General features: G+C 63.7%; 12 protein-coding genes. 8 read left to right on the forward strand and 4 right to left on the reverse strand.

Annotated elements, in window-relative coordinates; genetic code table 11:
- Nucleotides 1–20: 20 nt before the first annotated feature.
- Nucleotides 21–791 carry an ABC transporter substrate-binding protein gene (locus tag NKK52_RS26905; protein ID WP_023683553.1) on the reverse strand — a complete coding sequence of 257 codons (771 nt, stop codon included), beginning with the start codon at nucleotides 789–791 and terminating at the stop codon, nucleotides 21–23.
- 254 nt (nucleotides 792–1,045) lie between these two features.
- Here NKK52_RS26905 and NKK52_RS26910 point away from each other — a divergent pair, with 254 nt between their 5' ends.
- A complete protein-coding gene (locus NKK52_RS26910) occupies nucleotides 1,046–1,936 on the forward strand; it encodes an SGNH/GDSL hydrolase family protein (RefSeq protein ID WP_023671297.1) in 891 nt (296 codons plus the stop codon).
- 22 nt (nucleotides 1,937–1,958) lie between these two features.
- Here NKK52_RS26910 and NKK52_RS26915 read toward each other — a convergent pair whose 3' ends face one another.
- Together NKK52_RS26915 and NKK52_RS26920 are read right to left on the reverse strand one after the other, a co-directional pair.
- Nucleotides 1,959–3,641, reverse strand: a complete 1,683-nt coding sequence (locus tag NKK52_RS26915) for a hydantoinase B/oxoprolinase family protein (protein ID WP_023683552.1) — start codon at nucleotides 3,639–3,641, stop codon at nucleotides 1,959–1,961.
- Nucleotide 3,642: 1 nt separating this feature from the next.
- Nucleotides 3,643–5,727 carry a hydantoinase/oxoprolinase family protein gene (locus NKK52_RS26920; protein WP_352630234.1) on the reverse strand — a complete coding sequence of 695 codons (2,085 nt, stop codon included), beginning with the start codon at nucleotides 5,725–5,727 and terminating at the stop codon, nucleotides 3,643–3,645.
- Between the two features lie 221 nt (nucleotides 5,728–5,948).
- Between NKK52_RS26920 and NKK52_RS26925 the strand changes: the two genes are divergently transcribed.
- The 5 genes from NKK52_RS26925 (at nucleotide 5,949) to NKK52_RS26945 (ending at nucleotide 12,644) form a co-directional block, all read left to right on the forward strand.
- On the forward strand, nucleotides 5,949–6,776 hold the full coding sequence (locus tag NKK52_RS26925) for a ferredoxin--NADP reductase (protein ID WP_023683551.1): 828 nt from the start codon (nucleotides 5,949–5,951) through the stop codon (nucleotides 6,774–6,776).
- 206 nt (nucleotides 6,777–6,982) lie between these two features.
- Nucleotides 6,983–8,032, forward strand: a complete 1,050-nt coding sequence (gene deoC / locus NKK52_RS26930) for a deoxyribose-phosphate aldolase (protein ID WP_023683550.1) — start codon at nucleotides 6,983–6,985, stop codon at nucleotides 8,030–8,032.
- A gap of 225 nt (nucleotides 8,033–8,257) precedes the next feature.
- Entirely contained in the window at nucleotides 8,258–10,630 is a 2,373-nt protein-coding gene (locus NKK52_RS26935; protein WP_023683549.1) for an aldehyde dehydrogenase family protein, read from the forward strand.
- 290 nt (nucleotides 10,631–10,920) lie between these two features.
- Nucleotides 10,921–11,652 (forward strand): SDR family oxidoreductase, encoded by a 732-nt coding sequence (locus NKK52_RS26940; RefSeq protein WP_023683548.1) that lies wholly within the window; start codon nucleotides 10,921–10,923, stop codon nucleotides 11,650–11,652.
- Between the two features lie 146 nt (nucleotides 11,653–11,798).
- The gene (locus NKK52_RS26945) at nucleotides 11,799–12,644 is read left to right on the forward strand and encodes a fumarylacetoacetate hydrolase family protein (RefSeq protein ID WP_023683547.1); all 846 of its coding nucleotides are present in this window, start codon (nucleotides 11,799–11,801) and stop codon (nucleotides 12,642–12,644) included.
- 79 nt (nucleotides 12,645–12,723) lie between these two features.
- On the opposite strand, the gene NKK52_RS26950 is transcribed toward NKK52_RS26945, so the two are convergent.
- Nucleotides 12,724–13,743, reverse strand: coding sequence for an LLM class flavin-dependent oxidoreductase (locus NKK52_RS26950; protein ID WP_023683546.1), 1,020 nt, complete (start codon nucleotides 13,741–13,743; stop codon nucleotides 12,724–12,726).
- A gap of 339 nt (nucleotides 13,744–14,082) precedes the next feature.
- Between NKK52_RS26950 and msuE the strand changes: the two genes are divergently transcribed.
- Nucleotides 14,083–14,640, forward strand: coding sequence for an FMN reductase (msuE, locus tag NKK52_RS26955; RefSeq protein ID WP_023683545.1), 558 nt, complete (start codon nucleotides 14,083–14,085; stop codon nucleotides 14,638–14,640).
- Nucleotides 14,641–14,695: 55 nt separating this feature from the next.
- Entirely contained in the window at nucleotides 14,696–16,072 is a 1,377-nt protein-coding gene (locus NKK52_RS26960; protein ID WP_023683544.1) for an LLM class flavin-dependent oxidoreductase, read from the forward strand.

A 16,072-nucleotide genomic window follows, 5' to 3' on the forward strand; every position in this document is an offset into this window, starting at 1 on the left:
AGGTCGGGTTGGCTGAGGGATTAACCCCCGTAGACGTCGAAGGCGAAGTACTTGTCGTTGATTTCCTTGTACTTGCCGTTGGCACGCAGGGCGTCGATGGCGGCATTGAACTTGTCGGCCAGTTCCTTGTTGCCCTTTTGCAGGGCGATGCCGACGCCGGGTCCATGAATGGCCGGATCAGCGGTGAGCGTGCCGAGCAATTTGCAGCAGGCGCCATCGGGCTTCTTCAGCCATTCGGTCAGGATGATCGAGCCGTCCATCATCGCGTCGAGCCGGCCATTGGCCATGTCGGTGCGGGCGTCGTCGCCGGTCGGATACGCTTTCACGGTCGAGCCGGAGTATTTCTGCTCGGCGAAATTCTGGTGGATGGTTGCGCTCTGCACGCCCAGCACCTTGCCCTTCAGATCGTCCGGCGATGTGCCGGCGATGGTCGAATCCTTCGGCACGGCGATGGCCGGCGGCGTCTGGTAATATTTGTGGGTGAACTCGACCTTCTCGGCCCGTTCCGGCGTGATGGTGATGTTGATGATGGCGTCGAACTTGCCGGCCTGCAGCGCCGGAATGGAACCATCGAAATCCTGTACGGAGAATTCGCACTCGGCCTTCATCTCGGCACACAGCGCCTTGCCGAGGTCGATGTCGAAGCCGCCCAGCGTGCCGTCCGAATTGGCATAGTTGAAAGGCGGATAGGCGCCCTCGGTCCCGATCCTGAGTTTCTCGGCGGAGGCAGCACCGGTCCCAAGCAGCAGGGCGGCGGAAGCGGCAAGCACGAAACGACCGAAAAGACGCATGTTCCTGATCTCCGTTGACTAAGCAATTCCAGGGAAGGTGTTGGCGGTTTCCCGTCCGGAATTGCGCGAAAACAAGGATAGAAGTCTATGGTCTTTTGCAGGCCCCACGGAGACGGAAACGACATGCTCTGCGGCGATCACGGCGCGGCAAGCCGTCCTTCCCCAGGAATCTTACTGTGATCTAAATTACAGACCGATCATGGACATGGGCGCATGCTCAGCTGGAAGTAGACGGTCGTGGGAGGGACCTGGGGATGGACCAGCAGGAATTCGTGCAGGAAGCCGCGCAGCGGCGCATAGACGACGACATCGCCAAGCGCATCAAGGTTCACCAGGCCAACATCGAGCGGCTCGAAACCGCAAGGGAAAGCGCCGGCAATCTCGAGGCGGCCGTCGCCAACCGGCCGCTGGTGATGCTGGCGCAGGGCGATTCCTGGTTCGACTATCCGCTCACCGGCAACGGCTTTCCGTTCGTCGACACCGACGTGATCGCGCAGCTGCGCCGCATCGGCTCGATGCCGCCGACCATCCTCAACCTTGCCCATCATGGCGATGCGGCGACCGACGAGATGTCGCTGCCCAAGCAGCAGCGCATGATCGCCGCCCTGCGCAACAAGGCCAACTGGCTGGACGGCAAGCCCGATGCCATCCTGTTCTCTGCCGGTGGCAACGACATTGCCGGCGACCAGTTCTGCATCTTCCTCGACTTCAATGACGGCCACGCCCCCGGGCTGAACAAGAACCGCTTCACCAAGGCGCTCGGCATGGTCGAGGCCTGCTATCTCGATTTGTTCGCGCTGCGCGACCGCGTCGCGCCAGGCGTGCCGATCTTTGGCCATTGCTATGATTTTCCGATCCCGAACGGAGCGCATCCGTCCTGTGTCGGCCCGTGGCTGAAACCGTCGCTCGATTTCTGCAACTGGACGGTCGCCAAGGGCACGGTCATCGTTCACGACGCGCTGGCGGCGTTCCGCGATGTGGTGAAGCGCCTGGCCGACGATCCCAACAACAATTTCCATCTGGTCGACACGCAGGGAACGTTGAAGGTGGCCGACTGGGCCAACGAACTGCATCCCGATCCCGCCGGCTTCAAGAAGATCGCGCAGAAATTCGCCGATGCGCTGAAGGCCAAGCTGCAGACCTGACGCGGCTCGGGCCTGTCGGCTGTCAGGTTCCGAACAGCTCTTTGGCTTGTTCATCGGTGTAGTAACCAAGCCTGATGTCTTCGGCGACCAGTTTCGGGTCGCGCTGACGCGGATCGCCATAGCCGCCACCGCCCGGCGTGCCGACGCGCACGCGGTCGCCGGCCTTGAGCGCGATGTCCTGCTCCTTGGACAGATGCGGCGGCACATGTGCCTCGCCGTCGCGGAACACGGTCACCGTGTTGACCGCGCCGTCCTTGCCGCCGAGCGCGCCTTGCGGGCCGAAACGGCCATGGTCCATGACGAAGGACGCGCGCGCTTCGCCTCGCAAGATCTCGACCTCATAGGCGAGGCCGAAGCCGCCGCGCTGCTTGCCGGCGCCGCCCGAGCCTTCGCGCAACGCATAGTGGCGGTAGAGCACAGGAAACGCCTGCTCCATGATCTCGACCGGCGGCGATTTGGAAATGCCGATGGTCGAGCAGCCATTGGTCAGGCCGTCATGGCCTGAATTGCCGCCATAGCCGCCGCCGGAGATCTGATACATCACATAGTCGCGGCCGCGCGCCGGATCGTTGCCGCCCAGCGCGAAATTGCCGCTGGAGCCGGCGGGCGCGGCCGTCACCTTGTCCGGCAGCGCCTGCACCATCGCGGCGAACACCGCCTCGGCGATGCGCTGCGAGACTTCAGCCGCGCAGCCCGAGACCGGCCGCGGGTATTTGGCGTCGAGGAACGTGCCTTCCGGCCGCTTGACGATCAGCGGCTCGAAAGCGCCGGCGCTGATCGGCACATCAGGGAAAATATGGCGCATGGCGAGATAGACCGACGACAAGGTCGTCGCCAGCACGCTGTTCATAGGCCCCGCGCATGGTTTTGACGAGCCGGTAAAGTCGAAGGTCAGCGTGTCGCCCTGCTTGTCGACGGCGAGCGCGATGGTCAGCGGCTCGTTGACCACGCCGTCCGAGTCGACAAAGGCCTTCGAACTGTATGTGCCATCGGGAATGGCGGAGATGTTGGCGCGCATCTGCTCGGCGGCGCGGCGACGCAGTTCGGCGATCGCCTCGACAACAGTTTCGTCGCCGTAACGATCGAGGATTCCATTGAGCCTGTCCTGACCGATCAGCAATGCGGCGGCCTGCGCCCTTATATCGCCGATGCGCTGGTCGGCGACGCGGATGTTGGAGCAGATGATGGCGTAGATTTCCGTGTCCAACACGCCCTTCTTGAACAGCTTGACCGGCGGCAGCCGCAGGCCTTCCTGCTCGACGGCTGTGGCGGAAGCGGAGAAGCCGCCCGGCACCGAGCCACCGATATCGGGCCAGTGGCCGGTATTCGATAGCCAGCAAAATATCTTGCCGTCGCGATAGACCGGCATGGCGAAGCGCACGTCCATCAGATGCGTGCCGCCGAGATAGGGATCGTTGACGATGTAGATGTCGCCGGGTTCCGGGGGCAGGCAGCGGCCGTCGGCGATCATCTCGATCACCGTTTTGGTCGAATACTGCATGACGCCGACGAACACCGGCAGGCCCTGGCTGCCTTGTGCGATCAGCGAGCCGTCGACGGCCGAGTAGATGCCGTCGGAGCGGTCATTGGCTTCGGCGATGACCGGCGAGAAGGCCGCGCGGGAGAAAGTGAGATCCATCTCGTCGCAGACCTGCTGGAGGGCAGCCTGCAGGACCGAAAGCGTGATGGCGTCGAGCTTTTGCATCTCAGGCCTCGCCGATATCGATGATGATGTTGCCGTCGGCGTCCGATCTTGCGCGGTCGCCGGGTTCGAGCACGGTGGTCGCATCCATCTGTTCGAGGATCGCCGGCCCTTCGATGACGGCATCGAGCGGCAGCTTTTCACGCGCATAGATCGGCGTATCGTGCCAGCGTCCGGCATACCAGACCGGCCTGATCTCGCGCCGTGCCTCGTCAAGCGTCTTTGTACGTCCGGCCGGGTCGATCAGCCGTGACAGGTCGATCGCCGGCCGCACGCCCGTCACCGACGTGTTGAGGTTGACCAGATTGGCGCGGATCTCCGGCAACTCGACCTTGAAGCGGGCGAAATAGGCTTTTTCGAACAGCACCTGCAACTCCTGCCTTGTCACCGATGAAGACGGCAACGGCACGTTGATGATGTGGGTCTGGCCGACAAACTGCATGTCGGCAGAGTGCGTAACGCGGATCGTTTCCGGCTTCACCGCTTCCTTGCCGATCAGTTCCTCGCCTTCCCCGCGGTGACGTTCCAGCACCTCGCGAAGCCGGGCCTCATCAAGCACGGCGACCGGCTGGTTGATGGTGTTGACGAAGTCATGACGCAGATCGGCGACGACGCAGCCGAGCGCGTTGGTGATGCCCGGACGGGCCGGCACCAGCACGCGGGGCAGGCCGAGTTCGCGCGCCAGCGCGGTTGCATGCAGCGGCCCGGCGCCGCCGAAGGCGAACAGCGCGAAATCACGCGGATCATGGCCGCGCGACACCGAGACCATGCGGATGGCGCCGGCCATCTTCATGTTGCCCAGGCGCAGCACCGCGCCCGCCGCTTCGACGCCGGAGAGGCCGGCGGCCTTGCCTATTCTGTCTTCGAAGATCCCGGTGACCCGCTCGACGGTGACCGGATTTTCGACCGCCAGCAGCTTCTTCGGCGCCAGCCGGCCCAGCACCAGATTGGCGTCGGTGATGGTCGGCTCGGGTCCACCACGACCGTAGCAGATCGGGCCGGGATTGGCGCCGGCACTTTCCGGGCCGATCTGGATCAGCCCGGCCGCATCGACCCGGGCGATGGAGCCGCCGCCGGCACCGACCGTATGCACCGCCACCATCGGCACGTGGATCGGCATCGCATATTCGATCTCGATCTCGTTCGAGACGGCGGGCTCCGCATTGCGGATCAGCGCCACATCGGTCGAGGTGCCGCCCATGTCGTAGGTGACGAGGTTTTCAAAGCCGGCGCGCTTGCCCGTATAGGCGGCGGCGATGACACCCGAGGCTGGTCCGGACATCACGGTCTTGGCCGATTCCCTGGTGACGAAACGGGCCGAGATCATGCCGCCATTGCCGTTCATGATCAGGAAGTCGCGGGCGTAACCTTTGGCGGCCAATTCCTTGCGCAGCCGCTCGACATAACGCTCGAGGATCGGCTGCACCGAGGCGTTGACCGCGGCGGTCACGCCGCGCTCGAATTCGCGGGCTTCCGACAGCAGCGCATGGCCAGTCGTGATGTAGCCGTTCGGCCAAAGCTCGGCGGCGATTTCGGCCGCGCGCCGCTCATGCGAAGGGTTGGCGTAGGAATGCAGGAAATGGATGACCAGGGACTCGCAGCCGGCCACGATCAGCGTCTTCACGGCGTCGCGCATCTCGGTCTCATCGAGCGGGGTGCGCACCGCGCCGGATGCTTCGACGCGCTCCGAGACTTCGAGCCGGAGATCGCGCGGGATGATCGGAACGAAGGTGCCGGTCATGCCATAGGGCTGCGGCCGTGTGCGCCGTCCAAGCTCGATCACGTCGCGAAAACCGCGCGTGGTGATCATGCCGGTTTTCGCCAGCCGGCGTTCCAGAACCGCATTGGTGGTGGTGGTCGTGCCATGCACGATGAGGTCGATGCCGTCTATGGCAAAGCCGGTGGCGCCGAGCGCTGAAACCACGCCGAAAGCCTGGTTGTCGACGGTGGTGGGCGTCTTGGCGATATGCACCTTTCCGCCATCTTTGCCGTCGATCAAAATGAGGTCGGTGAAGGTTCCGCCGACATCGATGCCGGCAACGACGTGACCCAGGGAATCCGGTTGTTGCACCGAAAAATTCTCTTTCATTGTCGAAATCCGAAATGGCGGAACTACGAATATGCCGCAGTTTGGAAAGCTGTTTTAGCGTGGTATCTTGACACAAATATCGTTTGTATACTAATAAATTTGGGACACAAGAGCTCACTGCTTTGGAGTGTGTGAACGGCACGCCGGGACCTGAAGGGTCTGGGCGCGCAGGAAACGGTTTGGCGCCCGCGTAGTGGCTTGGGCAAGACAGAGTTGGATCGATGAACACCACATCCGCACTCAACACCGCCGGCGCCCGTCCGCTGCAGTTCCCGATTCCGGCCAATGTCTATGCCGAAACCGTCGTCTCGGTGAAGCATTACACCGACCGCCTGTTCTCGTTCCGCATCACCCGCCCGCAGTCGTTGCGCTTCCGCTCCGGCGAGTTCGTCATGATCGGTCTGCCCAATGCCGAAAAGCCGGTGTACCGCGCCTATTCGGTCGCCAGCCCGGCCTGGGACGAGGAGCTGGAATTCTTCTCGATCAAGGTGCCGGATGGTCCGCTGACCTCCGAACTGCAGAAGATCCAGGTCGGCGACACCGTCATCATGCGCCAGAAGTCGACCGGCACGCTGGTTGTCGACGCGCTGACCCCGGCAAAGCGCCTGTTCATGATCTCGACCGGCACCGGCATTGCGCCCTTCGCCAGCCTTCTGCGCGACCCCGATACCTACGAAAAATTCGATCAGGTCATCCTGACCCACACCTGCCGCGACAATGCCGAACTGACCTATGGCCAGGAACTGGTGGCCGCGCTCGAGAACGATCCCCTGATCGGCGAACTGACCGGCGGCCGCGTCACCCTCTACAATTCGACGACCCGCGAAGAATCGGCGCGCATGGGCCGCATCACGGCGCTGATCGGCTCGGGCAAGTTCTACGCCGACCTCGGCATCGAGAAGCTCAATCCGGAGACGGACCGCATCATGATCTGCGGCTCGATGCATATGCTGAAGGACGTCAAGGAAATGGCCGAAAGCCTCGGCTTCCATGAGGGCTCGCTCAGCCATCCCTCGACCTTCGTCGTCGAGCGCGCTTTCGTCGGCTGACATCAGCCGGCGCCTCGGCGCCACGTCTTGAATTGACGTTTTGACCATGTGGTCAAAATTCAGCTGCTTTTGCCGCCTTTTTCCGTTATGAGCCCTTGAAGGACTCGTGAAGCATCGATTCACGGGCTATCTTCGGTGTGTGTCGCCCAAGTCCGGGAGCAACGACACGCACCACGACGTAAAATCGTCGAGCGAAAGGGCAGGAGATGAGCAGCACAATCCGCGAAGCCGATCTCGGCGCGTCCAAGGTCACGCCGCTGCCGGCACGTGCGGCCGCCAACACGCCCGTGCCGCAAAGCCACGGTATTGCCCGCAACACCGGCATGCGGCTCGATCTCGGCTTCATGGAATCGGTGCGCTCGGTCAACCGCTCAGCGCTGGAACGCAGGGTCGCCAGCCTCACAAAGCGGCGCTCGATCAAGGCTGACAACCAGGCCGCCTGGCTGCTGCGCGCGGTCTCCTGCATGGATTTGACGACTCTGAATTCCAACGACACCGAAGAGCGGGTGCGCCGCCTATGCGCCAAGGCGATCAACCCGTTCCGTCGCGACATCGTCGAGGGGCTTGGCATCGAGGGCGAGAAAATCCGGCCGGCGGCGGTCTGCGTCTATCATCCCTTCGTCGCGACGGCTGTTGATGCCGTGCGCGGCACCGGCATCCATGTCGCCGCCGTCTCCACCGCTTTCCCGCACGGCCTTGCGCCGCTGTCGACCCGCCTGCAGGAGATCGAGGCTTCGGTGCGCGACGGCGCCGACGAGATCGATGTCGTCATCCCGCGCGGCTTGGTCTTCGGCGCCAAATGGCAGGAGCTCTACAACGAGATCGTCTCGATGCGCGAAGCCTGCAGTGATGCGCATCTCAAGGTTATCCTCGGCACCGGCGACCTCGCCACGCTGCGAAATGTCATGCTGGCCTCGATGGTGGCGATGATGGCGGGCGCCGATTTCATCAAGACCTCGACCGGCAAGGAAAGCGTCAACGCCACGCTGCCCGTCGGCCTCGCCATGGTGCGCGCCATCCGAGCCTATTTCGAGGAGACCGGCTTTCTCATCGGCTTCAAGCCGGCCGGCGGCATCTCTACAGCCAAGGCTTCGCTCGACTGGCTGGTGCTGATGAAGGAGGAGCTCGGCCGGCCATGGCTGGAGCCAGACCTGTTCCGCTTCGGCGCCTCGAGCCTGCTCACCGACATCGAGCGCCAGCTCGAGCACCATCTGACCGGGCATTATTCGGCCAATCACCGCCACGCGATGGCGTGAGGCGGAGAAGGCCTTGAACGTCGAGTTCCTTCGCGCCTCCCTCTGTCCTGCCGGACATCTCCCCCGATTGGGGAGAGATTGGCTAACGTCGGCGATTTCGCCAATTGTCGACGTTTCAGAGCCGACAGGCGCGAAGGCTAATCTCCCTCCTTGTGGGGGAGATGTCCGGCAGGACAGAGGGGGGCGCCACAGAGCGCCTGCCAAGACGATTATCTGGAGCGCGTCATGAACATTCTCGAACGCTATCACGCCATGGAATACGGCCCGGCGCCGGAAGCCCGCACCGAGGCCGATGCCTGGCTTGCCGGACGCGATTTCGGCAAGGCGCTGTTCATCGACGGCGGCTGGAAGGCAGCAGGCGGCGGCAAGACCTTCGAGACCAGCGAACCCTCATCCGGCAAGCTGCTGGCCAAGATCTCCGATGCCGGCGCCGCCGATATCGACGCAGCCGTCGCCGCAGCCACCAGGGCCTTACCGAAATGGTCGGCATCCTCGGGCTACCAGCGCGCAAAAGTGCTTTACGCCATTGGCCGCGCGATGCAGCGTCATCAGCGCCTGTTCGCAGTGCTTGAGTCAATCGACAACGGCAAGCCGATCCGCGAAAGCCGCGACATCGACGTGCCGCTGGCCATCCGCCATTTCATCCATCATACCGGCTGGGCACAGGCGCTGGACAAGGATTTCCCAGGCCACAAGGGTGTCGGCGTCGTCGGCCAGATCATCCCATGGAATTTCCCGCTGCTGATGCTGGCCTGGAAGATTGCGCCGGCGCTCGCCGCCGGCTGCACGGTGGTGCTGAAGCCGGCCGAGTTCACGCCGCTCACCGCCATCCTGTTTGCCGAGATCTGCGAGCGTGCCGGCGTGCCCAAGGGCGTCGTCAACATCGTCCAGGGCGGGCCGGAAGCGGGCGTCGCCATCGTCAACCATCCCGGCATCCAGAAGATCGCCTTCACCGGCTCTTCGGAGGTCGGCAAGATCATCAGGAAAGCCACGGCTGGATCGGGCAAGAAGCTGTCATTGGAGCTTGGCGGCAAATCGGCCTTCATCGTCTTCGAGGACGCCGATCTCGACAGCGCCGTCGAAGGACTGGTCGACGGCATCTGGTTCAACCAGGGCCAGGTCTGCTGCGCAGGCTCGCGGCTTCTGGTGCAGGAAGGCATTGCCGACGCGTTGATCGCAAAGGTCAAGGTCAGGATGAGCCGGCTTCGCGTCGGCAGCCCGCTCGACAAGAACACCGATATCGGACCGCTGGTCGACTTCACGCAACTGGACCGCGTCAAGGGTCTGGTCGCCGAAGGCGCCAGACAGGGCGCCGTCTGCTGGCAGCCCGACGCGGTGCTGCCGTCTTCCGGCTACTACCACCTGCCGACGCTCGCCACCGGTGTTTCGCCGGCAAATATATTGGCGCAGGAAGAGGTGTTCGGTCCGGTTCTGGCCACCATGACCTTCCGCAACACCGAGGAAGCGATCGAGCTTGCCAACAACACGCGCTATGGGCTGGCCGCCTCGGTGTGGAGCGAAAACATCAATCTCGCGCTGCATGTCGCGCCGCAATTGAAGGCCGGCGTCGTCTGGGTCAACGGCACCAACATGTTCGACGCCGCCTGCGGCTTCGGCGGCTATCGCGAAAGCGGCTTTGGCCGCGAGGGCGGGCGCGAGGGCATGTTCGAATATCTCTCGGCAAAACTGCCGCTTGGTCCCGTGATCAAGCCGGCGACCTCTTCGGCGCAGCCCGTCGAGCAATCGGATGGCGGCGCCATCGATCGTACGGCCAAACTGTTCATCGGCGGCAAGCAGGTGCGGCCCGATGGTAATTATTCGCTTTCTGTCGCCACTGCCAGGGGCAAGCTGGCCGGCGAAGTCGGTCTCGGCAGCCGCAAGGACATCCGCGACGCCGTTGCCGCCGCCCGCGCCTGCAAGGCCTGGACGGAAGCGACCGCCTACAACCGTTCCCAGGTGCTCTTTTATCTCGCCGAAAACCTGTCCGGCCGCACCGGCGAATTTACCGCACGCTTGTCCGAACTGACCGGCGCCAACGCCAAGGCCGCGCGGGAGGAAGTGGAACAATCGATCGAGCGCCTGTTCCTCTATGCCGGCCTTGCCGACAAGTATGAGGGCAGGGTGCATCAGCCACCGGCCCGCGCCGTCACGCTCGCTTTGCACGAGCCGGTCGGCGTCCTCGGCATCGTCGCCCCGGACAGCGCGCCGCTGCTCGGCTTGATCTCCCTGATCGCACCTGCGCTTGCCATGGGCAACACGGTGGTGGCCGTGCCGTCGGAAAAATACCCGCTGCTTGCCACCGATCTCTACCAGGTGATCGAATATTCCGACGTTCCGGCAGGCGCCATCAACATCGTCACCGGCCGCACGGCGGAGCTTGCCGGCGTGCTGGCCAAGCATGACGATGTCGACGGGCTCTGGCTGTTTGCCGATGCCGACACTTGCGCCAAAGCGGAGGCCGATTCCGTCGGCAATCTCAAGCGCGTCTGGACCGGCAACGGCCGCAGCCTCGACTGGGCGTCCGACGAGGCCGCCGGCGATGCCCTGCTGCGCCGCGCCGTCGAAGTGAAGAACGTCTGGGTGCCATACGGCGACTAATGCCGCCGAAGCGCGCTGTGCTTGAGCGAACCATGGCAGCGTCACTCGTTGCCCGGTTGTCATACATGTTGTTGCATCAGAGCAAGCGATGTGCATTACATCGGCCGTCGCGAAGGTGATCGCGTTCGGGCTTGACGCCCGGACGTGTGTTCTTTAACCAGAAAAAACATTTGTTATTTTGACTGATGGATTGTGCAGGCCGCATAGTCGCGCCTGTCTGGCACAGGACGCCCTGGTCAGCCCGCATTAAATCGGGCCGGGAAGTGGCCAAAGAGGGCGAGGAGAAACGCATGGCGGATCTGGCAGGCAAGGTCGTTGTCGTCACGGCGGCGGCGCAAGGCATCGGCAGAGCGAGCGCTCTGGCCTTCGCCAAGGCAGGTGCCGTCGTGCACGCCACCGACATCAACGAGGCGCTGCTGGCCGAACTCGCCAAGACCTCCGGCATCAAGACCCGCAGGCTCGACGTCCTCAACGATGATGCCGTCACATCGGGCTTCGCTGAAATCGGCCGCGTCGACGTGCTGTTCAATTGCGCCGGCTTCGTTCATTCCGGCTCAATCCTCGAGATGAAGGACGCCGATCTCGATTTCGCCTTCAACCTCAATGTCCGCGCCATGATCCGCACCATTCGGGCCGTACTGCCCGGCATGCTGGAGCGCGGCGACGGCTCGATCATCAACATGTCGTCCGTCGCCGGCGCCGGCAAGGGCGTGCCCAACCGCTTCGCCTATGGCGTCTCCAAGGCGGCCGTGATCGGTCTCACCAAGGCGGTTGCCGCGGACTATGTCGCCAAGGGCATTCGCTGCAACGCCATCTGCCCCGGCACCGTCGAGAGCCCGTCGCTGCAGGACCGCATGCATGCGCAGGGCGATTACGAGGCGGCCCGGGCGGCCTTCATTGCCCGCCAGCCGATGGGCCGTCTCGGCACGCCCGAGGAAATCGCCGACCTTGCCGTCTACCTCGCCGGCGCCACTTACACCTCGGGGCAGGCCTATAATATCGACGGCGGCTGGTCGATCTGAGCATAGTCTCGATACGCAGGTTCCGGGTCGACCAGTCCTAAAGTCCGGCTTGCCCCAGGTCGGATCCGTTAGCCAGAGTCGGCCAGTCCTCGTCGCTTTGGCAGAGTGAGTTGAAAACGGCCTTGGGCCGCAATTTGGAGAGCAAGATGAAACTGCTGCGCTATGGCGAGATAGGGAGCGAACGCCCCGGCCTGCTCGATGCGGATGGAACGATCCGCGATCTTTCGGGTCATGTCACCGACATTGCCGGCAAGGCGCTCGATCCGGCGTCGCTCGAGACATTGTCGAAGCTCGATCCGAAGTCGCTGCCGGCCGTACCCGGAAGCCCGAGGCTTGGCGCCTGCGTTGCCGGCACAGGAAAATTCATCTGCATTGGCTTGAACTATTCCGACCACGCCGCCGAAACCGGCGCCACCGTGCCGCCGGAGCCGATCATCTTCATGAAGGCGAGCTCGGCCATTGTCGGCCCCGACGATGATGTGCTGATCCCGCGCGGTTCGGAAAAGACCGACTGGGAGGTTGAACTCGCCGTGGTCATCGGCAGAAAAGCCAAATACGTCAGCGAAGCCGAGGCGCTGGATTATGTCGCCGGCTATGCCGTTGCCCATGACGTGTCCGAGCGCGCCTTCCAGGCCGAGCGCCAGGGCCAGTGGACCAAGGGCAAGAGCTGCGACACGTTCGGTCCGACCGGGCCGTGGCTTGTCACCAAGGACGAGGTTGCCGATCCGCAGAACCTCAAAATGTGGCTGACGGTCAACGGCAAGACGATGCAGAACGGCTCGACCAGGACCATGGTCTACGGCGTCGCCTATCTCGTTTCCTATCTCAGCCAGTTCATGTCGCTCCACCCCGGCGACATCATCTCCACCGGCACGCCGCCCGGCGTTGGGCTGGGCATGAAGCCGCCCGTGTTCCTGAAGCCCGGCGATGTGGTGGAACTGGGCATCGAGGGGCTAGGCCAGCAGAAGCAGACCTTCAAGGCGGATGCCTAGCCGCCTCTTCTCTTGAGCGTTTCACCGTTTGCCGGCGAAACGCTCTATCTCTTTTTTGCCCGACGGCTGGTGCCTCTTGTCAGCGCCAGCCGAGAGCCGGGGCGACGTGCTTCAGGATCGCCTCGATGACGTGGGCGTTGTACTCGACGCCGAGCTGGTTGGGGACGGTCAGAAGCAGCGTGTCGGCCTCGGCGATCGCTTCATCCTCTTTCAGCTGCTTGACCAGCACATCGGGCTCGGCGGCATAGGAGCGGCCGAAGACGGCAAGCTTCTCAGGCTCGATATAGCCGAAATGATCTTCGCTGCTGCCGCCGCCGAAATAAGCGCGGTCGCGGTCGTTCACCAGCGCAAAGATGCTGCGGCTGACCGACACGCGCGGCTCGCGTGTATGGCCGGCTTCCTTCCACGCCGCGCGATAAGCGCGGATCTGTTCGGCCTGCTGGATATGGAGCGGCTGGCCGCCCTCATCGAACTTCAGCGTCGAACTTTGCAGGTTCATGCCGAGCTTGCCCGCCCATTCGGCGGTGGCGTTGGTAGCGGCGCCCCACCAGATCCGATCGCGCAGGCCGGCCGAGAACGGCTCGAGCCGCAGCATTCCCGGAGGATTGGGGAACATCGGCCGCGGATTGGGTTGCGCGAAACCTTCGCCGCGCAGCACGTCCAGAAACACCTCGGCATGGTTGCGCGCCATGTCGGCATCGCTTTTGCCGTCCTGCGGCACGTAGCCGAAGTAGCGCCAGCCGTCGATCACCTGCTCCGGCGAACCGCGGCTGATGCCAAGCTGCAGCCGGCCACCGGCGATCAGGTCGGCAGCACCCGCATCCTCGGCCATATACAGCGGATTCTCATAGCGCATGTCGATGACGGCGGTGCCGATCTCGATGCGGCTGGTGCGGGCGCCGACCGCGGCCAGAAGCGGAAACGGCGAAGCGAGCTGGCGGGCAAAATGATGGACGCGGAAATAGGCGCCGTCCGCGCCCAGCTCCTCGGCGGCGACGGCCAGGTCGATCGACTGCAGCAGCGCGTCGGACGCCGAGCGCGTCTGCGATTGCGACGAGGGCGACCAATGGCCGAACGAAAGAAAGCCGATCTTCTTCATGCGCGCATCCTGTTCTTTGATTCCAGTTGCTTACTTCGTCGCCCACGCGATCGGGTTCAATCGACACTCACACAACGCAGTGTCAATGCCGCCGGCCCTTGACGGTTTCGCGACGATACCCATCGGTGCGCAAAGGACCAAGGCCATGGTCCCCGGCGATGCCCTGCGCGACCGCGTCAGCATCTGCCGCGGCGCTTTTGGGGCCAAATGAACCAACCAAAGGCGATGTACCGCAAACTCCATTCGCTTCAGAGCCCGGTTTTGAAATCTTCTCGCTCATTTAATTCTATAAAATCGGTAGGCTTAATGCGGATAGTGCGTTGCGAGAAGGAGCCTCGGATGTCAAAAAAGCTGGTGGTGGGGTTGTCCGGCAACCTGACCCGTCCGTCCAAGACGAAGGCATTCGTCAGCCACATCGCCGGTGAGGTGGCGAGCCGGGCCGGCTCGGCTTTGAGCGTTTTCGACATCGAGGATCTCGGCCCGTCCTTTGCGCCTGCAAGACAGCTTGGCGATCTCGATCCGGCGGCGCGCGGTATTATCGAGCAGCTGCTCGGCGCCGACGTGCTGGTGGTCGGCTCCCCGACCTTCAAGGGCAGCTACACCGGGCTGTTCAAGCACTTCTTCGACCTGCTCGACCCGTCGTCGCTGCGCGGCAAGCCGATCATCCTGGCGGCAACAGGCGGCGGCGAGCGTCATTCGCTTGTCGTCGAACATCAGTTGCGGCCGTTGTTCGGCTTCTTCGAGGCGCAGACCCTGCCGACCGCGATCTACGCCTCGGACAAGGACTTTGCCGATGGCGTGCTGGTGTCAGAGGCAGTCAAGGCGCGAGCCCGGCAGGCGGTCGCCGAGGCATGCCGGGTGGCCGGCGTGCCCTACAGCGTCGTCCTTGCCGCCTGAAACCACGATCCGCGACGCAATATTCCATCCCGCATAGACCAGAAGGACGCCTGCAATGACTCGAGCCAGCAAGTCCGATAGCAGGCCGCGGCAGATCAAGCTCGGCGCTTTCCTGCCCGGCGGCGGGCAGCATATCGCCGCCTGGCGTCATCCCGATGCGCCGGCCGACGGCGCCACCAATTTCGAGTTCCACAAGCAGCTGGCGCTGACCGCCGAGCGCGGCCTGTTCGACGCCTATTTCCTGGCCGACAACCTGACCGTCGGCCTCGGCGCCCGCGAGGGCGGCAACGCCAAGATCGCCGGCTTCGAGCCGGTGACGCTGTTTGCGGCGCTGGCGCCGCTGACGACGCATCTCGGCTTCATCGCAACGGCGTCCACCACTTATGAGGAGCCTTACACGCTGGCGCGCAAATTCGCTTCGCTCGACCTGTTGTCGAACGGCCGCGCCGGCTGGAACGTGGTGACCTCGGCCGGCGACGAAACGGCACGCAATTTCAACCGCGACGTCCAGCCCAGCCATGCCGAGCGCTATGCCAGGGCGCATGAGCATGTCGAGACGGTCAAGGCGCTGTGGGACAGCTGGGAGGATGACGCCTTCATCCGCGACAAGCAGTCGGGCCGTTTCTACGACAAGGACAGATTGCACGACATCGACCACAAGGGCGAGCATTTCAGCGTCAAGGGTCCGCTCAACGTGCCGCGCCCGGTGCAAGGACATCCGGTTGTCGTACAAGCGGGGCAGTCGGAAGACGGCCGTGGGCTTGCCGCGCACTCGGCCGAGGTCATCTTCACCGCCCATCAGAAGCTTGAGACGGCGCAGGAATTCTACCGCGACATCAAGGCGCGCGTGGCTGAAGTCGGCCGCGATCCCGACCAGGTGCTGATCATGCCGGGCGTCGCGCCCTTCGTCGGCCGCACCGAGGACGAGGCCCGTGCCAAATACCAACAGCTTAACGACCTTATCCTGCCCGAGGACGGTGTTGCGCTGCTCAACGGGCTTGCCGGCCAGACGCTCGACATCAGGGGCTATCCGCTCGACGGCCCGTTGCCGCCGAGCAAGGAAACCGAAGGCATGAAAAGCCGCCAGGCGCTGATCCGGCAGATTGCCGACGAGCACAATTTCAGCATCCGCCAGCTTTACCAATGGGTAGCGACGGCGCGCGGCCACTACACCATCGTCGGCAGCGTCACGCAGGTCGCCGATCAGCTGGAGGAATGGTTCACCAGCGAGGCGGCCGACGGCTTCAACATCCTGCCGCCCTGGCTGCCCGGCGCGCTCGACGATTTCGTCGACCTGGTCATTCCCGAGCTGCAGCGGCGCGGCCTGTTCCGCACGGCTTACGAAGGCCGCACGCTGCGCGAGAACCTCGGCCTCAGGCGGCCGGAAAATCCATGGACCGTCGCTCGCTCGACCGTCCTTGCCGCCGAATGA

It is taken from the genome of Mesorhizobium sp. C277A, from assembly GCF_040324395.1.
Classification (GTDB): Bacteria; Pseudomonadota; Alphaproteobacteria; order Rhizobiales; family Rhizobiaceae; genus Mesorhizobium.